This window comes from Rhizobium albus (genome assembly GCA_030160035.1).
Lineage (GTDB): Bacteria > Pseudomonadota > Alphaproteobacteria > Rhizobiales > Rhizobiaceae > Georhizobium > Georhizobium albus.
Genome location: BSNO01000003.1, coordinates 885,342 through 908,976, shown reverse-complemented (window position 1 = coordinate 908,976; position 23,635 = coordinate 885,342). Strand labels below are relative to the sequence as shown.

Below are 23,635 nucleotides of genomic sequence, written 5' to 3'. Positions count from 1 at the left end.
AAACCAACAATGAACTCCCGAATCCTCGCCCTCGCTGCAGCGCTGGCTATGCCCGGCATTGCGAATGCGCATGAACCTCGACCGGGTCCCAATGGCGGCACGTTGGTCGATGCAGGAACGCATCATGTCGAACTCGTCACCAAAGACACGAGTGTCGAAGTCTATCTGAGCGATGCGTCCGACGCGCCCGTGCCCAGCGAAGGATTCAAAGGTACAGCTATCCTTATTGTAGGAGGCAAGCCTCAAAGGGTGTCTCTGGAGCCCTCGGGCGGTTCGCAACTCTTGGGACAGGCGGCAGCTCCAGTTGCTTCTCCGGTCAAAGGTGCGGTTCAACTGACGGCGCCAGATGGGGCTACGTCGCAAGCCAAGTTCGAGTGACCATACCCGACCAAACGGAGGGCTGCCGGCGATACGGAGTAGGCCTGGTAAGAGCGGATGCGTCGCGTTGGCGGCCCTTGTCGCTTTGGATGTCGCGGCTTGGGCGCCAGCAAATTTACATCAAGACTTTGGCGCGCAGTGTCCGCTCTCTGTCACTCGTTGGTCGTCATGACGCTTAGACGACTTTTGGAGAGCAACCCGATGATCCGGGAACCAATGTATCATGTCAGGCATATAACTCCCGCAACATTGACGTTCGGTATTTTGCTGATGACTTCCGCGAGTTTTCTGCACTTCGCAAAGGCGGACACGGTCACGGGAAGAGTGCTCTACGTGGAGCACTGCGCCACCTGCCATGGCGTTAACCTTGAGGGACAGCCCGACTGGCGCAGCCCTGATGCCAACGGCCTCTATCCTGCGCCGCCCCATGACGAGACCGGGCACACCTGGCACCACGACGATACGATGCTGCTCGACTACATTACCCGCGGTGGCCAGGCGGTGCTTGATGATATGGGCGTAACGTTCACGTCAGGCATGCCGGCCTTTGGTTCGGCGCTGAACGACCGTGAGATCAAGGCCATCCTCGACTATATCAAGTCTACGTGGCCGGAAGATATTCGAGAAACGCAGGCGCAAAGATCGAAGGCGGTCGCTGTCAATTGACCGCTTCAGACTCCTTGAGACGTCCGCAGTATTTCACAGCTCGATCCGCCGCAGTCGCAGCGCGTTGCTGATCACCGACACGGACGACAAGCTCATCGCCGCCGCTGCAATCATTGGTGACAGCAACATGCCGGTGACCGGATAGAGTAGCCCTGCCGCAACCGGGACGCCGAGAGCGTTGTATGCGAAGGCGAAGAACAGGTTCTGCTTGATGTTGCGGAGCGTGGCGCGCGCGAGCTTGCGCGCTCGCACGATCCCCAAGAGGTCGCCGCCAAGCAGGGTGATCCCGGCGCTTTCCATGGCCACATCGGCTCCGGTGCCCATGGCGATACCCACGTCGGCGGCGGCGAGCGCTGGCGCATCGTTCACTCCGTCGCCGGCCATCGCGATCTTGTGGCCGTTGCGGCGCAACTGGTCGATCAGCTCCTTCTTGTCCTCGGGCAGGACGCCGGCGCGCACCTCGTCGATTCCGAGCTTGCTTGCCACCGCCTGCGCCGTGCGCTCATTGTCGCCGGTCGCCATGATGACCCGCAGCCCTTGCGCATGCAGTTCGCGGATCGCCTGTGCGGTGCTGTCCTTGATCGGATCAGCCACAGCCACGATACCAACGAGTACGCCGCCTGACGCGATGAACATCGCTGTCTTGCCCTCGGCGCGGAGGCCGTCGGCCTTCGCTTCGGCCAGACCTGTGTCCACCCCCATCTCGCGCATCATCGCCGCATTGCCGAGCGCCACTTCCCGCCCGCCGACCGTGCCGCGCACGCCCTTGCCGGTGACCGCCTGGAAATCCACGGCCTCCTGACGCGGCGCCCCATGGGCCTCAGATCCCTCGACGATTGCCTCGGCGAGTGGGTGTTCCGAGCCGCGCTCGAGCGCGGCCGCAAGCGATAGCAGGCTGGCCTCGGCGATATCCCCCAACACCACGGTATCCGTCAGCTTCGGCTTGCCCATGGTCAGGGTGCCGGTCTTATCCACGATCAGCGTGTCGACCGCCGCCATGCGCTCCAGCGCCTCGGCATCCTTGATCAGCACGCCCGCCTGCGCGCCGCGTCCCGCAGCCGTGGTGATGGAAATCGGCGTCGCCAGCCCCAGCGCGCAGGGACAGGCGATGATGAGCACCGACACCGCCGAGGCGATGGCGAACACCAGTGCAGGCTCGGGCCCCACAGTCAGCCAGACGATGAAGGCGACAATGGCGATGACCACCACCGTCGGCACGAACACCCCGGAAACCCTATCGGCCAGTCCCTGGATAGGCGCGCGCGACCGGCGGGCGTTCGAGACCATGGCTACGATCTGAGCCAGCACGGTATCGGCGCCGACCTTGCCTGCCTCGATCACGAGGCTGCCGTTCTTGTTGATCGTGGCCCCAGTCACGGCGTCGCCAGGGCCTTTTTCCACGGGCATCGACTCGCCGGTCAGCATGCTTTCATCTAGGGACGAGCGTCCCTCGATCACCGTCCCGTCCACCGGGACCGCATCGCCGGGGCGCACCCGCAGCCGGTCGCCCTCCATGATGTTCTCCAGCGGCGCGTCGTATTCGGTGCCATCCGGCAGGATGCGCCGCGCGGTCTTCGGTGCGAGATCAAGCAACGCGCGGATCGCGTCCCCGGTGCGTTCGCGCGCCCGCAATTCGAGAACCTGGCCGACGAAGACCAGAGCCACGATGACGACGGCCGCTTCGTAGTATGTGCCGACGCCGTGGCCCATGCGGTACTGGTCTGGAAACAAGCCCGGTAGGAACGTGGCGACCAGCGAATAGAGAAAGGCCGCCCCAACGCCGAGGCTGATCAGCGTCCACATGTTCGGCGATCGGTTCAGGACCGAGTCCCAGCCGCGGCGGAAGAACGGCAGCGCGGCCCAGAGGACGATCGGCGTCGCCAGCACGAACTCCAGATAGCTCGCCGTCTGATGCCCGACCCAGTCGCGCACCGGCAGGGCGACAAGCTCGCCCATCGTCAGCACCATGAGCGGCACCGCCGCCGCCGCCGAAATCCACATCCGACGCGTGAAGTCGGTCAGTTCCTCGCTGGACTCGTCCGAGGGGACCATCGGCTCCAGTGCCATTCCACAAATCGGGCAGGATCCCGGCGCATCGCGGATGATCTCGGGATGCATCGGGCAGGTGTATTGGACGTTGGCAGGGGCCGCCTTCTTCCGTCCTGCGGCTCGACCTGAGGCATAGAACCAGGGATCCGCCTGGAACTTGGTTTGGCACTTGCTTGAGCAGAAATGGAAGTCTTCGCCACCAAAGTTCTCTGTCCGGGTGTCCAGCTTCACGCTTACGGTCATACCGCAGACGGGGTCGATAGCCGTCGGGCCGCTTGCAGGTTCATCCTGGTGCGTCGGCATTTCGGCGTCTGAATGCAGGTGGCCTTCGTGAGGATCGACGGTGGACATGATGTTCTCCTTTCGCGGTCATAGCCGCGTGAAGACCTATGCGCCGGCCTTCATAATCACTGTGCTCCTTTCTGTTGCTGGAAGGTCAAGCTCTGAGGTCGGTAGAAAAGTCGATCGTTGCCAACCATTCGGCGGGCCAATGAGTTCGAGCATTTCAGGAGAAATTGTAAGTCGTCTTGGAAAACATGCGTCCGCTATCTAGGGTTCCGCGATTGTCCGGAACGCGATCAGGACCAGAATCAGACCGGCCAGTCCTTCGATCACCCGGCTCACCTGGTTAAGCAGCAAGGGATGTGACGCAATCAAGGCTGCAATCGCTTGACGGAAGAAGACAGTCGCCAGCGCAACAGCCGAAAGCGTCGTTGCGACGCCGAGCATCATCATGGCGGCGAAGGCCAGCCCAGCCTCGGTGACGCCGCGCTGCATTGCAAAGATCATGACGAACAACGTGAGCGGACACGGGATCAGCCCGGCGACGATGCCGACCAGCAAGCCTTTGTTATCACCATCACCGTGTCGGTGCCCACGTACCGCGCGCCACAGCATCCATAGTCCGATCAGGCCCAGGAGACCGCGGCTGACATTTTCCATGGCAGGAGCGCGACCGACGCTGCAGAGTGCGATGGAAATGAGCGGCAGCGAGAACAGCGCGATGATCACGGCCATCAGGACATGGGTAAACGACAAGGTCAGCGAAACCGCCAGACCGCGTGGGACAGAGATCGTCGATCCGGCGAGATAGGTCGCCAGAACCGTCTTGCTGTGCCCCGGCGTCAGCGCATGGACGGCGCCGAAGACTATCGTCATCGGCAGAAACGTCGCCAGGTCCAGCCATCCGCCGCCGGACGCGAATGCCCGGATCGTGTCGGCAAAGGTCAGATAGATGTCGCGCTGGATGTCGATCAGGCTCTGGACGAGCAACGGAGTGGTTTACGCTTTCCGATGCGGGCCGGATTGGCGCTTCTTCAAGGGCGCGCTTGTGGCCACGCATCGTGAAGATCGTCGATCACGAAGGCATGGGCGTGGCGTCGGTTGCCTGCATGCCCGCCTTGCGTCCAGTGCGGATGACTAGCCGGCAGGTTCGCATGGTCGTGTTCGACGATCTCAGGGTCGCCGGCAGGCCAAAGCATGGCCGAACAGGTCACGCCCGCGACTGCGATCGTAGCCAAGATCGTGGCCGTGGCCGGCAGCCCGAGGCTGGCGCCGGCCCATCCCGCAAGCGGGTAGGTGACGAGCCAGCACGCATGGGACAGGGCGAATTGCGCGGCAAACAATGCCGGACGATCTTCCGGATGGGACGAGCGCCTGAGCAGCCGGCCGGAAGGCGTGAGCGCGAGAGAAAAGCCGATGCCCATGAAGGCCCAAACAAGAAGCAGCAGGCTGTAGGACTGAATGAATGCGGCGGCACCTGTGGCGATCGTGATCACCGAGGCACCTGCAAGCATCACGGGACGATCGGCGAGGCTGTCGAGCAATCTGGGCAGCAACAGCGCAACCGCCATGGACCCGCCGCCAAAAGCGGCGAGCGCTCCAGCCGTTTCGCTCTGCCCAAGACCGAAGATCGCCTGGACGTAGACGACGGTGTTGACGATGACAAATGCGCTGCCGCCGGCAACGGCCATGTTGATGGCCAGCAATCCGCGCAGGCGGGGAGTGGCGAGATAGATGCGGATGCCGCGCGTGGTGCGATCGTAGATGCCGCGAGGTTTGCTCGGCTTCGGGCTCGGAAGAAGGACCGTCAGCACGAGGGCTGCGGATGCAAGAAAGCCAACGACCGTGCCGGCAAAGAGATTGTGGAAGCTGATGACGGTTAGGAGAGCGGCGGCAATCATGGGGCTGACGAGGCTTTCCAGATCATAAGCCAGCCTGGAGAGGGAAAGCGCCCGCGTATAGTCCTTCTCGTCCGGCAGCACGTCGGGAATGGTTGCCTGAAACGTCGGCGTGAATGCAGCAGACGCGGACTGGAGCGCGAAGATCAGCACATAGACCTGCCAGACTTCCGAAACAAACGGAAGCAGCACGGCCACAGCAGCCCGGACCAGATCGAGCACGACAAGCGTTGTCCGGCGCGGCAGCCGCTCGGCAAAGGCAGCAGCGATCGGCGCGACGCCGACATAGGCCACCATCTTGATGGCAAGCGCGGTCCCAAGCACGGCGCCCGCGTTCTCGCCGGCCAGATCGAAAGCAAGCAGGCCGAGCGCCACCGTCGCAAGCCCGGTGCCGAGCAACGCGAGGATTTGGGCCAGGAAGAGATGCCGGTAGGTGCGGTTCTTGAGAACGGCAATCATGAGGAAATGCCTTCAGAGATATTTTGCCAGTGCCTTGAGGTCATCGACGAACTGGCGGTCCGGACCTGCATCGCGGTTGCTCGGTGTGCCCAGGCAATGATCGAGATGATCGTGAATGAGGGTCCGCTTGGCCTGCTGAACGGCCTTCTCCACGGCGTGCATCTGCTGCGCGATGTCGAGGCACGGACGCTGCGCCTCGATCATCGCAATGATGCTCTTGAGATGTCCTTCAGCGCGCTTGAGGCGCTTGACGATGTCGGGGTGAGAGGCATGAAGGTCGGCATGAGTCATTGCAAGAAGCTATCCCCCCCGGGAGGATGGGGCAAGCGCCATCATCTCGCCACCGAATCGCGGGAAAGGTTCTCTTAACCATCGCGGGGTATCGCTGGTATTATGGTCAACCGTCTTCAGAGCGTCGCGCTGCGCGTCGTCATCGCCTGTGCAATGGCGTTGTCGCTTATGCTGGCGCCGCCGACGGGATCAATGTCCCATGATCCGTTCACGGTTGCGCAGGCAGAGGCCGAACGCCATCAGGCGCTTTCCGCAGAAATTGCAGAACACGGGCATTCCCATGACGATGGCTGGAGCGATGAGGCCCACTCGGGCCATCTCCACGGTCATGATGCGTCGGACCATTTGCACGACACGCCAGGCGACCCGCCCGCGACGCCATCCATGCTTGCCGCCGCCAACGAGAGCTGGGATGTCGCGAGCTTTTACGACATTCTCCCATTGCAGATATTCGAACTGGATCGACCGCCACGCGCCTGAGCGATAGCTCGGCCTTGGAAAACCGAGGCTTGTTCTTCCTCAATGCGGATATCGATCCATGACACGACCACCTTCTCGGGGTGTCGGTCGAACGCTTTCGGCGTTCGCTCCCCACCTCACGACCGGACTCATCGCGCTCGGCTTGATGATCGCCTGCGCGTCCTCGGCGCTGGCCCACGCGGTCACCGCCGGCGATCAAGGCTACATCCAGGAAATCAGCGGAGTGAACCTCATTCCGTTCATCTATCTGGGGGCCAAGCACATGGTCACCGGTTACGACCACATCCTGTTCCTGCTCGGCGTGATCTTCTTCCTTTACCGGATGCAGCACATCGCCATCTACGTGACGCTGTTTGCCATCGGTCACTCCACGACCATGCTTCTCGGCGTCTACTTCAACATCGGCATCAACAGCTACATCATCGATGCAATCATCGGCCTGTCGGTCGTCTACAAGGCGCTCGACAATATGGGCGCCTACCAGCGCTGGTTCGGCTTTCAGCCAAACACCAAGGCTGCGACGCTGATCTTCGGTCTCTTCCACGGCTTCGGACTGTCGACCAAGATTTTGGAATACGACATCGCGCCCGATGGCCTAGTTCCGAACCTCCTGGCCTTCAATGTCGGGGTGGAGATCGGCCAGCTTCTCGCCTTGGGCGCCATCCTGATCGTCATGGGGTTCTGGCGCAGAAGTCCAAGCTTCCTCCGCCATGCCTATACCGCCAACGTCGCGATGATGACCGCTGGTTTCTTGCTATTTGGCTACCAGGTCGCTGGCTACGTCGTCTCCTGAGACATCTGAAAGGATAATTCCATGTACAACACAGACATGCCCACCCGCGCGGAACTTCCGTCCACTGGCAAGCTTCTGCGCTCCACTGCGATCGCCATCGTCTCAGCGGGAGCTCTCCTCGTTACCGTCGTGCTTCCGTCCGAATACGGGATTGATCCGACCGGCGTCGGCACCGCTCTCAATCTTACCGAGATGGGCGAGATCAAGATGCAGCTCGCCGAGGAAGCGGAAGCCGATGCTGCGATGGACGCGGCAAACCGTGCCAATCCGACTGCGGTCGATACTGGTTCTTCGACGCGCACCGAAACCACCACGGTTGCCCCGGTCGTCGCCCCTGTCGCTCCGCCGCCGCCACCGGCACCACCGGCACCCGAGCGCCAGTCCAGCATCCTCGGCACGATCGGCGCGCTTATCGTCTCGCCCGCCGCAGCGCAGGAGCAGCGCCAGGATGAGATGACCATCGTCCTCCAGCCCGGCGAGGGCGCGGAGATCAAGCTGACCATGGTCGAAGGTGAGGTTGCGGCCTTCGCATGGGCCGTCTCAGAAGGCGGCACCGTGAATTACGACACGCATGGTGATGGCAGTGGGCAAAACATCAGCTACGAAAAGGGTCGTAGCGTTGCCGCCGATGACGGTCAGCTCCAAGCGGCCTTCACCGGAAAGCACGGCTGGTTCTGGCGCAATCGTGGCGATGCACCCGTATCGCTGACCTTGCGCACCAGCGGGACCTACACCGCCATCGAGCGGCTGGTCTAAGTTAAGATGGCGGCGCGTGCAGACGCGCCGCCACCTGATGAGGTTGAACGGCGGCTGACCCCCCAAGAGCACTTTGGAGAAACGCGCGCTCAGTCGCAGCCAATGACGTCTCGAAAAACATATGAGGCTATTTGGTGCGGCTCTTCTCTGCGGAAGCGACATCAGCTTTTGGTTCGGCAGCTCGTGCCTATGTAAGGCGCTGCAATCGATTTCGGATGATAGACGATCACATCCGGGTTGAAGCGGAAAGCTATCTGCCACTCGGCATCAAGCAGTCTCCTCATCAGCGGTCGGACTTGTTTGAGAAGCTTGAAGCCAGCTCTGAACCCTTTTCCTCCTGCGACAGTTGCTTTCCCCTCAGCAGTGTTCAGCAGCGCCAGAAATTCAGCCGGCAGGCCCATGAAGCGAACGTCATGCTCTGCGGCCATCCCGGAGAACTGGATGGGAGCAACAAGCTGAACCTCATGACCTCGGGCCCTCAGACCCCGAGCAAGGGCGACATAGGGTTGAATATCGCCGCGTGTACCGAGCGTATGGATCGCGATCCGCATGGTGTCAGAATAAAATACACGACGAGAAATGTCTGCTTACGTTAAGACCGAAACCAAGGCCCGATTGTCAGCTGTCGGTCGTAAGCCGTCGTATATATTTGCCCAATCTTAACGGCAGCTATTTAGCCCTCGGCGCCTAGAAGCGGACCGTCTGGTGACGGCCCAAATTCTGCCGTGGGAAACGATTTCCCAGCTTTTATCGCCCTACCCCCAATGTCCTTTTTCGAAGGGCTCCCATGGCCGATGTATCGTGCTATGTAGCCTCGAATGTATCGCTGATGGCATTTGCTGCGGGGTTGGTCCGCCGGAGCTGCTTCTTGGCTTAATTGGGTTAGAGTCCCTTCCTCTCCGCCATATCCTGGCGCATTCTACCTCAATTTTAGCTAACAGGCTGATCCGGTTCGGGAAATCATTTCCTGCAGCTCCTTTTAAAGGAGTTTTGAGGTGGAATCTGGTTTCCATGTATCGCTGGATGTATCGTCGGGCGATGCGTCTAGCGTCCGGCCCTACTTGGCCGGACGCTATGTACGCGAGGCGCTTTAGCTGGCGCCTGCTGCTCCTTCGGCGCGTGTCGTGGTCAATGCGTGTCGTTCGACAACCGCAGAGACGATCACGCCTGCCACGAGCGCCCAGAAGGGAGCGCTGATGCCGAGCAGCGTGATGTTGGAGAGCGACACGGCAAGCGCAACGAAGGCACCGGTCTGGTTGCCGAGTGACCGTCCGAACGCGTTCTGAAGGGCAGCGAGAAGCACGCCGATCATCGCGAGACCCGCGACCGTTCCGATCAGCGCTCCCGGGAGCGACATGACGACGGGCACAGCTGCGCCGGCGACGATGCCGAAGGTACCGAACAGAATGCCGTTGACCACTGTCGCGGCGTACCGGCCTTCCTTGTTGTCGCCGGCCTGCTCGGAGGAGCAGATCGCGGTCATCGGGCCGGCGATGTTGGCATTATGGCCGCCGAGAAGGCCAGCAGCCACGCCGCCTACCCCCGAGATCACGGTCATCATGTTGATCGGCGGCTTGTAGCCTTCGGCCATCAGCACACCGGTCGCCTGCGCATTTTCGGCACCGATGACGAGCAGTGCCAGCGGCACGGCAATCGCGAGGAAAGCGTCGAAGGTGAAGGTCGGCGCAGTGAATTCCGGGAAGACAAAGGCAATGTCGGTCGCAGCGCCGCCGACGGAACCGGTCGCAAAAGCGGCGATGAGGCCGGCAACGAGTGCCGCAAGCACCGGCGGGATCGTCTTTGTCATGCGCATCGACACGAAGAAGGCGATGATGGCTGCGCCCGCGATCAGCGGTGCGGTGCCGAGCGAGCCGACTGCGCCGGTCGCAAAGCGCATCAGCGCACCAGCAATCATGGCCATGACGATCGGCATCGGGATCCAGCGCATAACCTTGCCGATGAGGCCGGAAATGCCAAGAACGAAGACGATCACACCTGCCATGATGAAGGCGCCCACGGCCTGGTCGAAGGAGAAGGTGGCGAGCGAACCGGCAACCAGCGCGGCGCCGGGGATCGAATAGGCGCCGGTGACCGGCTGCTTGTAGCGCAATGCCAGGAACAGGCTGATCAACCCGCCGAGAAAATAGATGGCGAACAGCCAGGCGACGGTCTGGCCGCTGGTCAGGCCGCCGTCATTGGCAGCGCCGATGACGATCAGCGCCGGGCCGGAGCAACCGAAGATCGCGGCGACAAGGCCGGCGCTGAACGACTTCACCGTCAGATGCTTCGGCAAGTCGCGCAATCCGGACGCGAAGCCCGGTGCCGGTTCGATGATGCGTCTTGTTTCCGTAATCATAGAAAATTCCTCCCAGAATGGGCCGCGTCCCCTGGTGCGGCCCGGTGAAAAAAATGCCGGACCCGCTTGCCGGGCCCGGCTTTGTTGTCAGCGGCCGACGAAGACGGCGGCCCGTTTTTCGTGGAAGGCGTTGACCCCTTCGCGGAAATCGTCGGATTGGCGCAGGCGGCTGTAATTGAGCCCTTCCAGCTCGATCGCGGTGGTGAGCAGCGCGTCGTCCGTGTCATTAAGGAGCTTTTTCGCCGTGCGCTGGGCGATCGGCGAGAAAGCGATCAGTTCTTCGACGAGCGCATCGACCGTGGTTTCGAGATCGGTATCGGCGACGACGTCGGAGGCAATGCCCCAGTCATAGGCCTGCTTGCCGGTGATGCGCATGGAGCGCATGACGATATTCTTGCTGCGCGTGACGCCAACCATCTTCTGCAGGCGTGCGGAGCCTCCGGAGCCCGGGATCTGGCCGAGCTTCTGCTCCGGCAGCGCGTAGCGCGTCGTGTCGGTCGCGATGCGGAAATCGCAGGCGAGCGACAGTTCGAAACCGACGCCGAAGCAATAGCCACGATTGGCGGCAATCACCGGCTTGGAGCAGCGCGCAGGCGCCGCGATGTTCCAGGCGAGCTTGGAAACATGTTCCGGGGTCGCTTCGAGGAAGCCCTTGATGTTGCCGCCCGACGAGAAATGCTCGCCCGCGCCGGTGACGACGATGATGCGAACGCGGTCGTCCTCATCGAGCGCTTCGAAGACGAGGCGGAGCTGGTCGCGTGCCAGCATGGAGACGACGTTGTAAGGCGGCCGATCCAAGGTGATGTCGGCGCGTTGGCGCTCCGCGTCGATGACGACCGTGAAGCCGTCGAGGTCGGCGAGGCGCTTGTCGTCGAAAGTGGCTTTATCTGCCATGTGGGAAATCCTTCTGGTCAGCAGGCTGAGTGCTTATTGATGTTCGGGAATGCGTTGTTCTTCGCGATATTCGCCGGCGACCAGCATGCGACGCAGGATCTTGCCGACGGGCGATTTCGGGATGTCCTCGACGAAGACGATGCGGCGGGGCCGGCGGAAATTGGCGAGGCCTGAGGCCTTGCAGTGCTGGTCGAGTTCTTCGGCCGTCACGTTGCCGCGACGCTTGACGAAGGCGGTGACGACCTTGCCCCAGCGTTCATCCGGAAGGCCGACGACAGCCACTTCGGCGACGTCGTCATGCAGCGACAGGCAGCTCTCGACCTCGACCGGCGACACATTCTCGCCGCCGGTGATGATCATGTCGTCGGCGCGGCCCGTGACGAAGAGATCGCCGTCTTCGTCGAAGAAGCCGGTGTCGCCGGTAAAGTACCAGCCCTTGCGCAGAGCTTTTTCGGTCGCTTCGGGCCGGTTCCAGTATCCTTCGAAGGCTTCGTCGCTCTTGGCGAGCGCAATGATCTCGCCTTCCTCGCCGGGTACGGCAAGCTCATCGGGATCGGCCGCGTTCAGCTTGGCGACACGGATCATCTGATTGATGCCGGCACGCCCCGCAGAGCCAGGTTTGGCCGCCGCCTTCTGCTCGATGCTGAACGTGTAGATCTCGGACGAGCCGTAGTGGTTCACGAACAGTTCGGGCTTGAAGGCGTCGTCGAGCTTGCGCAGAAGCCCGTTCGTCATCGAGGCACCCGCGTAGCCAAGTTTGGTGACCGACTTCACGCGCTCGGGAGAGAAGCCTTCGTGATGGATCACGTCGTGATAGAGCGTGGGCACCAGGTAGAGATTGGTGATCGCCTCGGCCTCGATGAGATCGATGGCTTTTCCGGCATCGAAGCGCGGCAGGCAGATGAAGGCGCCGCCGGTCAGCGAGGACGCGATGAGCGAGCGCACGCCCATCGTGTGATAGAGCGGCATGACGCCGAGCGTGCGCTCGCCATGGCGATAGAGGTTCTGCGCCACATGGGCGAGCGCTCCGGCCCGTTCGGCACGATGGCGGCGCGGCACGCCCTTGGGCTTCGATGTCGTGCCGGAGGTGTAGAGCATCAGCGACCAGTCTTCCGCCGAAGCCTGGGGCACGGCGAGCGGCGCATTCCCCTGCATCAGTTCAGCCAGCTCGGCGGCGGACTTGCGGATGATGCCGGCAGCTTTGGCAGACGTTGCGACGGCGTCTTCGGTGACCTCCTCGTAGAACACCGCCTTGGCGCCGGAATCGTCGACCCCGTGATCGACCTCGTCGGCTTTGACCCGCCAGTTGAGCGGCGTGACGATGATGCCGGCGAACTGGCACGCCCAGTGCAGCGACGCATTCTCCCAGCGGTTCTGCATGGCCGTCAGCACATGATCGCCACGCGTCAGGCCCATCTCCCCGAGGCCCTCGACCAGCGCCGAAATGCGCGCATACCATTCGGCATAGGTTAGCCGTGTTGTACCATCCACGATGGCAAGCGCATGCGGATCGCGATCCACACTCGCTACGAAACTCGTTCCCAGATCAAACATTGCTCTTCACCTCCCTCCGGATTTCATCGAGAGCCGACAGCGCGGCCTCCACGATCGTCACGTATCCGGTGCACCGGCAGAGGTGACCGGAAAGATGGTCGCGCACCTCGTCGCGGCCCGCGTCGGGCCGTGCGCTGATCAGCGCATCGAGCGACATCAGGATGCCGGGCGTGCAGAAGCCGCATTGAAGGCCGTGGTGCCGCTTGAATGCGGCCTGGAGCGTAGAGAGCCTGCCTTCCCCGGGCGACAGCGCCTCGACGGTGCGGATGTCGGCTCCTTCCGCCTGAACGGCGAGCATCAGGCAGGCACGTGCCGGTGCACCATCGACCTGGATCGTGCACGCGCCGCAGACACCGTGCTCGCAGCCGACATGGGTGCCGGTCAGGCCGATCTCGTGGCGGATGAAGTCGCTCAGAAGCATCCGGCTTTCCGCATCGGCCCTGACGGGCAGACCGTTGAGCTTAAACGTGACGGTCTTTTTCTCGTGGGCATTCAGGCGAGACATGCGGCAGCCTCCTCGATGGTGCGGCGGCCCAGACGCCTGACGAGTTCGCGCCGGTAGCGGGCCGAGGCGTGGATGTCGTCGCGGGCGTTCAGGTCCCAGGCGATCTCGTTCAGGGCATCGTCCAGGCCGGAATTGCCCGGCAACGGCACGTCGAAACGCCGGGGGCGGTCGTCCACGCCGGCAATGGCGATCGATGCGGAGTGCTCGGTCATCACTGCGGCCACCGCCGTGATGGCGAAATCGCCATGGCGCCGCCCGATCTCGTTGAAGCCGTAACCGGTGCCATCGGCCCGGGCCGGGAACGACACCGCCTCGATCATCTCGCCCTCGGCGAGGTCCGTCGCCATCATGCCCAGGAAGAAATCTTCGGCGCTGACCGTGCGCTTCTTGCGCTTGGTGCGCAGATGCACGCTTCCCCGAAGTGCGATGAGCGAGAGCGGCAGTTCCGCGCTCGGATCGGCATGGGCGAGCGAGCCGCAGACAGTTCCGCGCGCCCGGGTCTGCACATGGCCGAGCCACGGCAAGGCCATCGCCACCAGCGGCAAGCGGTCGACAAGATCCGGCCACGCTTCGAGCTTGGCCTGCCGCACGCCGGCGCCGATGAGGATGTCGCCGCCGCTTCGCTCGATCTTCTGCAGCGCTTCGATGCGCATGATGTCGACGAGGACTGCAGGACGGGCGAGGCGCATGTTCAGCATGGGCACCAGTGACTGGCCGCCTGCGATGACGCGCGCGTCGCCGCCCGCTTCGTGCAGTGCATCCAGGGCCTCATCGAGCGTTGCGGCCTGCAGGTAGTCGAACGCTGCGGGCTTCATGCGCGCCTCCCCAGTAGAGACTTCAATCGGGCCAGCACGCCGGTCGACGGAGCTTCGGCGGCCTTGCCGCGCCCGGCATACCGGGCGAGCGACTGGAAGAACTGGCCGATGACCACGCGTGCCGCGCCGTCGAGCAGGCGTCCGCCGATGGACGCGACCTTGCCGCCGATGCCGGCTTCGTAGCTGTAGGAAACGCAGGTGCCGTTTTCCGTCGCGGTCAGCGTGATGCGCCCTTGCCCTCGCCCGGATCCGAGAGCGCCCTCCGTGCCGCCCGACAGCGTCACCGCCTCGGGTTCGACCATGTCGGACAGTTCGATATCGGCGCGGTAGCGCCCCTTGACGGGGCCAACCCCCAAGGTGACGTCGGCGCGGAAATGCGTGTCGGAAATCTTCTCGACCTTGTGGGCGCCGGGAATGATCGCTTCCAGCGTCTTTGGATCGAGCAGCATCGCCCAGATATCTTCGCGGGTGGCGGAAACTTCGGCCGACCCTTCGCCGGACAGTGCGCGTTCGCCCTCGCGCGCCTTCAGCGGCTTCGCGTCGTTCTTCGGCCGGGCCGAGGGCTTTTCGTCGCCGTGGATGAGCGCCGAGATCTTGCTCGGCGAGAGCGGCAGCGTCAGGTCCTCGACGCCCGTGGCATCGGCGATGGCGTTGGCTATGCAAGCCGGCGTCGACATGCAGTTGCCTTCCCCGACCCCTTTTGCGCCAAGCGGCGTGAAGGGCGACGGGCTTTCGAAATGGAGGATCACCGGCTCCGGTGTCTCCATCACGGTCGGGATCAGATAATCGGCGAGCGTTCCGGTGAGGAAAGACCCGTCGGCGCCATAGGCGTATTCTTCGTAGAGCGCAGCACCCACTGCCTGGGCAAAGCCGCCGCGGACCTGGCCATCCACCATGCCGGGATGCAGGATCGTACCGCAATCATGCATGGTGACGTATCGATCGATACGGGCAACGCCGGTGTCGCGGTCGATTTCCACGCCGCAGAAATCGAAGATGAAGCCGTGGCAGAGCGATGAATTGATGCCATCCTCGGCCGTTGGCGCGGTCAGTTCGTCGGGCGTCCAGAACACGGTTTCGCGAATGGTCTGCCCGGTGCCTTCCGGGACAGTTCCCGGCGCCCAATGGCTTGCTGCGGCGACGCGCGCGAACGAGACGGAGTTGTCGGGATTGCCACGGTCGAACACCTTGCCATCTGCGAAGTCGACGTTGTCGGCAGTGACATTCAGCTGTGCGGCAGCAATCGTCGCCAATCTGCCGCGCAGCCGGTCAGCGGCCAGCCGTGCTGTTCCGGCGACGGCCGGTGCGAAACGGCTGGCATAATTGCCGGATGCGATCGACCAGGCGTCCCGGTTGGTGTCGAGTTCCGTGTTGACCCGGACGGCGCTCAGAGGAAGACCCAGCCGGTCAGCGACAACCTGGGCGAGCACCGTGCGATGGCCCTGCCCCTGCGGTACCGATGCAACCTTGACGGTGACCGAACCGAGCGGGTCGATGCCGACCGTCGCCACGGCCTGTGCGCCGTTCTTCGGGCCGGCTTTGGCGCGTGCCTCCGGCGTCAGCACCGTGGTGATATAGCCCATGTTGGATACGCTCGGCTCCACCGCGGCGGTGAGACCGATGCCATAGAGTCGGCCTTCCGCGCGGGCCGCATCGCGCCGGGCCATCAGTTCGCCGAGCCCACCTTTGGTGACAGCGCGGTCGAGCGCGGCTTCGTAGTCACCCGAGTCCAGAAGCGCGCCGGTCGCGGTGCGGTAGGGAAAGGCGTCGCTCGGCACCAGGTTTTTCCGGATCACATCGAGCCGGTCTAGGCCGAGTTCGTCGGCGATCTTGTGGACGAGCCGCTCCAGCGGGAAATAGATCTGCGGGCCGCCGAAACCCCGGTTGAGGCCAGTGGGCGTCTTGTTCGTCAGGACAACCCGGTTGCGGATGGCGACATTGTCGATCGCATAGGCGCCGGTCATGTTGCCATGCATGCGGTAGAGCGTCGCCGGTTCGGGCGCCCTGAGGTGCGCGCCGCAATCCTCGATCTGGTCCCAGGAGAGCGCGGTGATCCGGCCGTCCGGCTCCACCGCCGCTTCCAGTGTCGTTACCCGATTTGTCGCCGAGACCGACGCGGTCAGGTGCTCCAGGCGATCCTCGATCCACTTGACGGGCCTGTCGGCAACGCGTGCAGCAATGGCAATGAGCACCACATAAGGAAACACGCCCTGCTTGACGCCGAAGGAACCGCCGGAATCCGGCGGGGTGCGCAGGCGCATGCGGTTGCCGGGGACTTTGAGCGCACGCGACAGAACCGCGTGGATGGAGAAGGGACCCTGGAAGTTCGCCGTGACGTCATAGGCGTCTTCGCCAGGGTCGTATTCGGCGATGACGCCATAGGTCTCGATGGGCGTGCAGGAATTGCGCGGATAGGCCGTCGTGATCGAAATGCGGTGTGCGGCAGCCTCGAAGGCAGCCTCGGGATCGCCGTAGCGAAACGAACGCTCATTGATCAGGTTCGTGCCAAGCGACGGATGGAGGACGGGTGCGTCGTCGGCAAGCGCTGCGCGCGGATCCATCACCGGCGGCAGCGTCTCGTAAGTGACCTCCACGAGGTCCAGCGCGTCCTCGGCGATATAGCGGCTCTCCGCCACCACGAGCACGACGGGCTCGCCGACATAGCGGGCGCGGTCGCGGGCCATCGGCCAGCATTCCACATCGGCCTTCACGCCGACGACGAGGCTGTTGGTCAGGCTTGCGACGTCCTCGCCCGTGAGGACCGCGTAGACGCCTAAATGCGCCTTGGCCTTATCGGTGTCGATAGCCCGTATTTCGGCATGCGCATGCGGGGAGCGCAGGAAAGCGGCGTAGGCGGTATCGCGCCGCGTCGGCAGATCGTCGATGTAGCGTCCGCGGCCTTTCAGAAGGCTCGCATCCTCGACACGTTCGACAGACTGTCCGACGAGGCTTTGCGGCCTCGTTAGCTCGTTCATGGCGTCTCCTCCCTGGCGCATGCGTTGGAAGCAGCACCATGGCGTGGAGGAAACAGCCGTTGAGACTAGTCGGCGATACCGGGACGTCTCATGACTTACCGAGAAGTCTCATATTGCGACCTGGCGAGGCGTGTAACGGAGCGAAACACGCTTGGCGAGGACCCGGCGTGGTCGTGGAAGAAGCGTGAGAAATGCGCTGGAACCGAGAAGCCGAGCCGCTCGCCGATGGCGGCGAATGTCTCTTCCCCGTCGGAGACCGCGCTGACTGCGCGTTCCAGCCGCTGGACGTTGAGATAGACCCGCGGGCTAACGCGCATGACGCTTTCGAACTGCCGGAAGAAGTGCGCCCGCGACATGCCGACATCGGTTGCCAATGTGTCCATGTCGGTGATCACGCCGGGGTTCGCCGTCATCAGCATCACCGCCTTACGGATGCGAAAATCGGAAGGTTCACGCGCGGCCAGCGCGCTGATCGACTGGGGCACGCTGCGCCAGGCGGTGAACCGCTCGATGACAGTGATCATCAGCCGGCCGAGCATGTCTTCGTGCAGCGCAGCAGCATCCGGCGCATGCACCATCGCCTCTGCGAGCTCGCGGGCGAGCCGCCTGATATCGGGTGTGATCGAGCCGGCTGCGGCCTCGAAAAAGTCCGGCGCGTCGCTCGCACCCCAGTTCTTGCGGAAGTGCTGCAGCCACTGAGGCTCGATATAGAGCGCCAGGATCACCGTCTTCGGCCGTGCCAGATCATGGTCGTAGGCGTGCGGCTCCCAAGCGTTGATCAGCACCGCCGTTTCATCGGTCAAGGGAACAGCACGGTCACGTACGAAGAACTGAGTGTCGGCGCCCTCGACCTTCAGCAGCACATGGCAGTGCGGATGCGCATGACGCACCAACGGCCTGTCCATATTCAGAAGTGCCACCCGCCCGAAGCGACCCCTGGCGATGCGTAGTGCATTGGACATGATGAGTGCCGCGACCAGTTAAATGGTGCTCAGACTGCTGCGATCCGCTGAACCTGTCAATTATGGCTGGAGCCCTGCAACAATGCGGAGCAAAGTCTAGGCTGGAGAAAACCGCGTGAATGCGGCTGGCATGTCCGCTCGTGAACGGCAAGCACCAGAGCCGATCTCATGTTGCCTCCGCTGAATCTGTCGCACTCGGCCCTGACCGGACGGCAAAACCTTCCTCATCCGTCGGGGCTCCGAATAAGTAGCCTTGGCCGACAGGACAGCCCATGTCGCAAAGCATGACGCGCTGGGCCTCCGTTTCCACGCCTTCTGCGACCACTGTCAGACCAAGCGCACTTCCCAGATCGATAACGGCCCGAACGATGATTCTCTTCGATGAATCTGTCGCTAAGTTGCCGACAAAGCTGCGGTCGATCTTTATCTCGGTCACAGGAAAGGTTTCGAGTGAGCGCAGGTTCGAGTACCCCGTGCCAAAGTCGTCGACCGACAAACCGATGCCGATCTGGCGCAATCGTTCGAAGGCGTCCCTTACGCCCGGCGTGTCGCTGAGAAACATGCTTTCGGTAATCTCCAGCGTCATCCACGCCGGTTTCGCCTCAGTCAGGCGCAGGACCCGCCCCACCATCTCATCCATGTTGTGCCGCAGGAATTCTCCGGCTGAGACATTCACTGAAAAGCGTAGCGGCCTCTCGCGGCGTGCGTTGATCCGCTTGGCAAAGGTCGCAACGGTCATCAGGCTTCGTCCGGTCAGTTCGAGAAGCAAACCCGATCGCTCAGCCGTTTCAATGAAGCTGCCGGGAAGTTGGCACCCGAACAGCGGATGGTTCCAGCGGATCAGCGCTTCGGCGCCAAGCCAGTCGCCGGTTGCGAGGTCGACCTGAGGCTGAAAGTGATACCCGAACTCCTCGTTTGCGACAGCGATCTTCAATTCGCGCGTCAGCCGCACACGACGGCGGGCCTGCTCGAAATCCGCGTCGCGAAACCGGCGAGGACCTCCCAAAGGGTCCGACTTGGCAGCCCATAGTGCGGTCCCGGCATTGCGAATGAGAGAAATCGCACTTCGTCCCGTCTGGCCGATCGAATAGCCGATTGCGAAACGCAGCGAGACGCTTACCCCTGCCACCACAAAGTCTGCAGCAAGAACAGTCGAGACCGAATTGACGATTGCGTCGGCGCTTGTTTCATCGGGCAGTTCAAAAGCGAGCGCAAATTCATTCGCACCCATCCGGGCCACGAGTGCAGCCCCAAAATCCCGGAGCCGTCGCCCAGTTTCGGCAAGCAGAGCGTCGCCGACTTCAAAGCCATATCCAGTGTTGAGATCGTGAAAGCCGATTGCATCCAATTTCAGGACCAGCAGGGTCGCGGTACGTTTCGCAAAACGCTCTTCAACAGACAGGATGAAAGACTGGCGGTTGAGGCACCCCGTGGTCCCGTCCAGATTTGCGACGCGATCTAGAGCCATATGCGCCTGCCGGATCGCCGAGACATCGCGCATTATGCCCACATAAAGCAGTTCATCGCCGACACGTGCAGGTCTGAGACTGAGACTGTTCCAGAAGGCCGATCCGTCCTTGCGATAATTTCGCAGCGTCGTGTCTATCGGCTCGCCCGCCTCGATCGCAGCGCGAATGCGGGAGATCTCAGGTTGGTCGCGTTCGCTGCCCTGTAGATAGCGGCAGTCCTTTCCAATGACCTCATGTCGCGTGTAGCCCGTTAAATTTTCGAAGGATTTGTTGACATAAAGCAAGGGGGTGTTGGCGTTCGCACGCTGAGCAATCACGACCCCGTCAGTCAATTCCTCGACGAGAGCCGGAAGAAGTGACTGAACCGCATCGGCGCTGAGAAGCCCACCGTTGGCTAAGGGGGCCACGCCCCCCGTGAAGTCCGATGCTACAAAGTTTTTGATCTCTTCCATGACAGGAGCTATGGGCCTCCATCCGAAGAGGGACAATCGACGGCCAGGGTGGTTTCAGGACAATCGTTAGCCGTTGTCGGACAAACTGGGCCTTGAGCCATCGCCGGCCGTCCGAAATCGCTCGCGGTAGTCGGACGGCCTCACCCCGACATGCGCCAGGAAGGCGCGGCGCATGGCGCGCGCCGACCCGAAACCACTTCTGTCCGCGATTGCTGCAATCGACAGCCGGCTTCCCTCCAGCAGGAAGCGTGCGACGTCGATGTGCGTCAGTTCGACATAATCCGATGGCGATATCCCGACCTCCTGAGAGAAAACGCGCGTGAAATTGCGCACGCTCATGGCCGCGATCTTTGCCAGCGCGGTGACCGACAGGTCGGCGGTAGGATGGTTGAGCACGTATTGCTGGACGGTGTGGAGACGGGTCCGGCCGACCGCCTGGGCGGTCAGGTGGACGCTAAATTGTGACTGGTCGCCCGGCCGCTTCAGGAACACGACCAGCCGGCGGGCGACGTAAAGCGCGACTTCGCGTCCGAGATCCTCCTCGACGAGCGAAAGGCCGAGGTCGATCGCTGCGCTTGACCCAGCTGAGGTGATCATCGAGCCGTCGCGGATGAACACCCGGTCCCCTTCGACACGGGTCGCAGGAAAACGCTCGGCGAGCAGAGACGCAAACTGCCAGTGCGTGGTAACGCGCCGGTCCTTTAGGAGACCTGCCGCGCCGAGCACGAATGCGCCTGTACAGACGGACCCATAGCGCCGCGTCCGAGGAGCAATACTGTTCAACCAGTCGATGACCTGCCTGTTCGGCCGCTGTGGAACTCCGACGCTGCCGGCCACCAGCAGGGTGTCGGGGATGTTTGGATATGCATCGAACCTGTAGTCTGGCAAAACCCTGAGCCCGGAAGCGCAACGAATGGCGCCATCTTCTTCCGTCAGGATGTCAACTTCGTAGAATATCTTCCCTGCATGGGCGTTCGCCTCGGCGAAGACGTCCATAAGACCCGCGAGTTCCAGCGAATGCACATCCGCAGGCACGAAGATGACGATCCGCATTGGGACATCTCTTCCATTTGCAGACTCGAGGCTATCGACGATGTTGCGCGTCGGCGCCGGTCTCTCCCAAGGGACGGTCGCACAGGGCCACCAAGCAGTCAAAGTGAATGAGATCTTGTGCTGGCCAGCAAAAGACGACGCCGACGACTTGTCACCTCCCTCGCGGAACGTCCCCGGGCAAGAGCGCCGCCAAAATTCTCGTGCACTGCCGTCGTCTATCCACGTACTTTGACGGCTTCCACCCTTTTGTCGCAGACGAAGGGAGCGATGTGGCGTATTCCTGCGCTGCCGAGTTGCAAAATGCGCAGACATGCCGGTACTCGCGCAGTAGGGTCCCGCCTATGGAATGAGCCGGGTCATCGCGTTCATATCAGTCTCCCCGATCCGGTATGCGGGTCGCTTGTCGGCTTGGCGTCAGGCCCTCTCGGTGTTCTAAGCTGTCCGCAATCTGGACGGCAAATCGATCGAGCGGTGCATAATCGAATGCGTTTTCTGGCTGCATTTTGCGAAAATGTGTTGAAAGCACCCCGCAAAACCGGCCATTGCTGCTGATCAACGGTGTTGACTGCACGGCAGCAACGCCATTGGCGCTCAGCACATCGAGTTCGCGGGTGCCTACAAAAAGATAGCTTGTTGAAATGTCTTGGACGAAAACCCGCATGCGTCGCGCAAGGGCGGCCGCGCACGTGCTGCTTGTGTCGCGACGGACAACGCTAAAAAAGCTCAGCGTTTCGCTCGAGAAGCCGCGGCTTGCAACGAGTATGAGCTGGTCGGTGCTGCCGTCGTAGCGCTGCAGCGTTCCCATGTCTGCGCCGGTCATACCAATGGCAACATCGAGCACCGGCAGCAAATCCAGATTGAAGTCGCTGGAATTTCTCAGCCGCGCCAAGGAGGCTTCGATCTTTTGTCCAATCGCAGCGTCCAACGGTTCGGTAAGTCGTTGCATCGTCGTACCTACGCCGGCAGTGTTGCGCTCGCGCGTGGGCGAGACCGGAAATGTAATGGGCACCGGTGGCGAGACCATTAAGCAATTTTGCGCAATTGCAAGGTCATCCCGCCGTTCTGGGGGGCTGCCGACCACCCATAAATGCCGAGCCCTCGGCCATTCCCTTGGAATGAATTCGCTGGGCATCTGAACCATGTAATGTATGGTTCAAACAGGATACGTTCGGAGAGTGGTTTCTCCGTCGTCTGGGCTTTGTCAGCTCTCTTTGATGGCACCCTCGGCATGCGCACACCTGCGCAAGCACAGACGGCCTGTCGCCAGCCGCTATCTCCGGAAGCGAATTTCTGTCGTTCTGCTTCAGCGTTCTGGACAGGCGCTGAAGGTCCGAATGGCGTTTTCGATAGGGATCATGCGTCATGCTCAGGGTCGACGAGCTTTTCGAGCCGCAAGAGCTACGGCATTGCATCCGCGATCTTGTGGCGCTCTCGACGCTGCCTGCAATTTGGAAAGACTACGATCCGCGGCAGATTGCCGACAGTGTGGCAGCGGCGTTGATTTCGATGCTGGATGCGGACGTCGTCTACGTTGCTGCGCCTGGGCTGGGCGATGAAGCTGCGGTCGAAGTCATGCGAACAAGCCAAGCCGTCACCGTCGAGTCGGCTGATCGCATCGAATGCATTCTCCGTCGCGCACAGCTCTGCACCCGCGAGCAGACAGTCGCAATCGACGACCCGTTTGGAACGGGAGCTCTGCGCATGACGACAGTTTCGATGGACTTTGGCAGCGACGCGGGAATTGCTGTTGGTTCCCTCGACCCCAATTTTCCGAGCGAAACGCATCGGCTGCTTCTCACTATCGCGGCGAGCCATGCAACACTCGCCTTCCAGCGCAGGCACGCGGAGGCTCAGCAACGTCGTTTAGCGAGCTTGATCGATCGATCGTCCGAATTCGTTGGTTTCGCACGCTTGGACGGAAAGGTGAAGTACCTCAACAAGGCCGGCTGCGAGTTGTTGGGGCTGGCCGGCATCGAGGAGGCGCAGCGACATGCCGTCTTCGATTTCTTGGCTCCAGGTGAGCAAACTCGCGCACATCTTGAATTGATGTCGCAAGTGATGAAGACAGGGCGCTGGTTTGGTGAGCTCAAGTTCCGCCACTTTGTAACGGGAGAGGACATTCCTTTTCTGGTCGACTGGTTCCGTATCGATGACCTGCGCACGGGTCATCCGATGAACATGGCGACCGTCAGCCGCGATCTGAGGGGGCAGAAACGGCTCGAAGAAAACCTTCGGCGCCTTAACAACTCGCTGGAGCAGCGGGTGTCGGCACGAACATCGGAGTTGGCGGAAGCGCTCGGACGCCTGACGCTCGAAGCAAATGAACGCGAGCGCGCGGATGTGCGTGCGCAGGAACTTCAGTTGGAGCTTCTTCATGCGTCCCGTTTGAGCGCAGCCGGGCAGATGGCTGGCGCGCTGGCGCACGAATTGAACCAACCGCTGACCTTTCGGTGAGGTAACGAAAGCTCACTCGAGCCATTCGGCCGTTTGATAAGAGCAGCAGATGCTCCGGCCCTCCATCCACGATCGTATGGAGCGCCGCCCGAGC

The 23,635-nt window shown here is 62.2% G+C and carries 21 protein-coding genes; 6 read left to right on the top strand and 15 right to left on the bottom strand.

Annotated features, from left to right (window positions below; genetic code table 11):
- Positions 1 to 9: 9 nt before the first annotated feature.
- Both QQL76_RS12050 and QQL76_RS12045 read left to right on the top strand, forming a co-directional pair.
- The gene (locus QQL76_RS12050; RefSeq protein ID WP_499207843.1) at positions 10 to 378 is read left to right on the top strand and encodes a hypothetical protein; all 369 of its coding nucleotides are present in this window, start codon (positions 10 to 12) and stop codon (positions 376 to 378) included.
- A 201-nt stretch (positions 379 to 579) separates the two neighbouring features.
- Positions 580 to 1,044 carry a c-type cytochrome gene (locus QQL76_RS12045; protein ID WP_499207842.1) on the top strand — a complete coding sequence of 155 codons (465 nt, stop codon included), beginning with the start codon at positions 580 to 582 and terminating at the stop codon, positions 1,042 to 1,044.
- A gap of 33 nt (positions 1,045 to 1,077) precedes the next feature.
- On the opposite strand, the gene QQL76_RS12040 is transcribed toward QQL76_RS12045, so the two are convergent.
- The 4 genes from QQL76_RS12040 to QQL76_RS12025 form a co-directional block, all read right to left on the bottom strand.
- Positions 1,078 to 3,396, bottom strand: a complete 2,319-nt coding sequence (locus QQL76_RS12040) for a heavy metal translocating P-type ATPase (RefSeq protein WP_499208362.1) — start codon at positions 3,394 to 3,396, stop codon at positions 1,078 to 1,080.
- Positions 3,397 to 3,642: 246 nt separating this feature from the next.
- The gene (locus QQL76_RS12035) at positions 3,643 to 4,365 is read right to left on the bottom strand and encodes a nickel/cobalt transporter (RefSeq protein WP_499207841.1); all 723 of its coding nucleotides are present in this window, start codon (positions 4,363 to 4,365) and stop codon (positions 3,643 to 3,645) included.
- 44 nt (positions 4,366 to 4,409) lie between these two features.
- Positions 4,410 to 5,732 (bottom strand): MFS transporter, encoded by a 1,323-nt coding sequence (locus QQL76_RS12030; protein ID WP_499207840.1) that lies wholly within the window; start codon positions 5,730 to 5,732, stop codon positions 4,410 to 4,412.
- A 12-nt stretch (positions 5,733 to 5,744) separates the two neighbouring features.
- Positions 5,745 to 6,023 (bottom strand): metal-sensing transcriptional repressor, encoded by a 279-nt coding sequence (locus QQL76_RS12025; RefSeq protein WP_499207839.1) that lies wholly within the window; start codon positions 6,021 to 6,023, stop codon positions 5,745 to 5,747.
- 102 nt (positions 6,024 to 6,125) lie between these two features.
- Between QQL76_RS12025 and QQL76_RS12020 the strand changes: the two genes are divergently transcribed.
- From QQL76_RS12020 to QQL76_RS12010, 3 genes are read left to right on the top strand one after another with little or no spacing between them, the layout of a single operon-like run.
- Positions 6,126 to 6,503 (top strand): hypothetical protein, encoded by a 378-nt coding sequence (locus tag QQL76_RS12020; RefSeq protein WP_499207838.1) that lies wholly within the window; start codon positions 6,126 to 6,128, stop codon positions 6,501 to 6,503.
- A 58-nt stretch (positions 6,504 to 6,561) separates the two neighbouring features.
- Positions 6,562 to 7,296, top strand: coding sequence for a HupE/UreJ family protein (locus tag QQL76_RS12015; protein ID WP_499207837.1), 735 nt, complete (start codon positions 6,562 to 6,564; stop codon positions 7,294 to 7,296).
- A 21-nt stretch (positions 7,297 to 7,317) separates the two neighbouring features.
- Positions 7,318 to 8,052 carry a hypothetical protein gene (locus QQL76_RS12010; RefSeq protein WP_499207836.1) on the top strand — a complete coding sequence of 245 codons (735 nt, stop codon included), beginning with the start codon at positions 7,318 to 7,320 and terminating at the stop codon, positions 8,050 to 8,052.
- Positions 8,053 to 8,213: 161 nt separating this feature from the next.
- On the opposite strand, the gene QQL76_RS12005 is transcribed toward QQL76_RS12010, so the two are convergent.
- The 11 genes from QQL76_RS12005 to QQL76_RS11955 form a co-directional block, all read right to left on the bottom strand.
- Entirely contained in the window at positions 8,214 to 8,603 is a 390-nt protein-coding gene (locus tag QQL76_RS12005) for a glycosyltransferase (protein ID WP_499207835.1), read from the bottom strand.
- Positions 8,604 to 9,142: 539 nt separating this feature from the next.
- Positions 9,143 to 10,408: a benzoate/H(+) symporter BenE family transporter gene (locus tag QQL76_RS12000; protein ID WP_499207834.1), complete on the bottom strand. Its 1,266-nt coding sequence runs from the start codon at positions 10,406 to 10,408 to the stop codon at positions 9,143 to 9,145.
- An 87-nt stretch (positions 10,409 to 10,495) separates the two neighbouring features.
- Positions 10,496 to 11,302, bottom strand: coding sequence for an enoyl-CoA hydratase/isomerase family protein (locus tag QQL76_RS11995; protein ID WP_499207833.1), 807 nt, complete (start codon positions 11,300 to 11,302; stop codon positions 10,496 to 10,498).
- A gap of 33 nt (positions 11,303 to 11,335) precedes the next feature.
- The gene (locus QQL76_RS11990) at positions 11,336 to 12,856 is read right to left on the bottom strand and encodes an acyl-CoA synthetase family protein (protein ID WP_499207832.1); all 1,521 of its coding nucleotides are present in this window, start codon (positions 12,854 to 12,856) and stop codon (positions 11,336 to 11,338) included.
- Complete coding sequence (locus QQL76_RS11985) at positions 12,849 to 13,361, bottom strand: (2Fe-2S)-binding protein (protein WP_499207831.1); 513 nt, start codon at positions 13,359 to 13,361, stop codon at positions 12,849 to 12,851. The genes QQL76_RS11990 and QQL76_RS11985 overlap by 8 nt, the downstream gene beginning before the upstream one ends.
- The gene (locus tag QQL76_RS11980; protein WP_499207830.1) at positions 13,349 to 14,176 is read right to left on the bottom strand and encodes an FAD binding domain-containing protein; all 828 of its coding nucleotides are present in this window, start codon (positions 14,174 to 14,176) and stop codon (positions 13,349 to 13,351) included. The genes QQL76_RS11985 and QQL76_RS11980 overlap by 13 nt, the downstream gene beginning before the upstream one ends.
- A complete protein-coding gene (locus QQL76_RS11975) occupies positions 14,173 to 17,151 on the bottom strand; it encodes a xanthine dehydrogenase family protein molybdopterin-binding subunit (RefSeq protein ID WP_499207829.1) in 2,979 nt (992 codons plus the stop codon). Before QQL76_RS11975 ends, QQL76_RS11980 begins: the two co-directional genes overlap by 4 nt.
- A 95-nt stretch (positions 17,152 to 17,246) precedes the next feature.
- Positions 17,247 to 18,113 carry a helix-turn-helix transcriptional regulator gene (locus QQL76_RS11970; protein WP_499207828.1) on the bottom strand — a complete coding sequence of 289 codons (867 nt, stop codon included), beginning with the start codon at positions 18,111 to 18,113 and terminating at the stop codon, positions 17,247 to 17,249.
- Positions 18,114 to 18,279: 166 nt separating this feature from the next.
- Positions 18,280 to 20,034 (bottom strand): putative bifunctional diguanylate cyclase/phosphodiesterase, encoded by a 1,755-nt coding sequence (locus QQL76_RS11965; RefSeq protein WP_499207827.1) that lies wholly within the window; start codon positions 20,032 to 20,034, stop codon positions 18,280 to 18,282.
- A 66-nt stretch (positions 20,035 to 20,100) separates the two neighbouring features.
- Complete coding sequence (locus QQL76_RS11960) at positions 20,101 to 21,087, bottom strand: GlxA family transcriptional regulator (RefSeq protein ID WP_499207826.1); 987 nt, start codon at positions 21,085 to 21,087, stop codon at positions 20,101 to 20,103.
- Between the two features lie 370 nt (positions 21,088 to 21,457).
- Positions 21,458 to 22,033 (bottom strand): GAF domain-containing protein, encoded by a 576-nt coding sequence (locus QQL76_RS11955; protein ID WP_499207825.1) that lies wholly within the window; start codon positions 22,031 to 22,033, stop codon positions 21,458 to 21,460.
- Between the two features lie 416 nt (positions 22,034 to 22,449).
- Here QQL76_RS11955 and QQL76_RS11950 point away from each other — a divergent pair, with 416 nt between their 5' ends.
- Complete coding sequence (locus QQL76_RS11950) at positions 22,450 to 23,541, top strand: PAS domain S-box protein (RefSeq protein ID WP_499207824.1); 1,092 nt, start codon at positions 22,450 to 22,452, stop codon at positions 23,539 to 23,541.
- Positions 23,542 to 23,635: the final 94 nt, after the last annotated feature.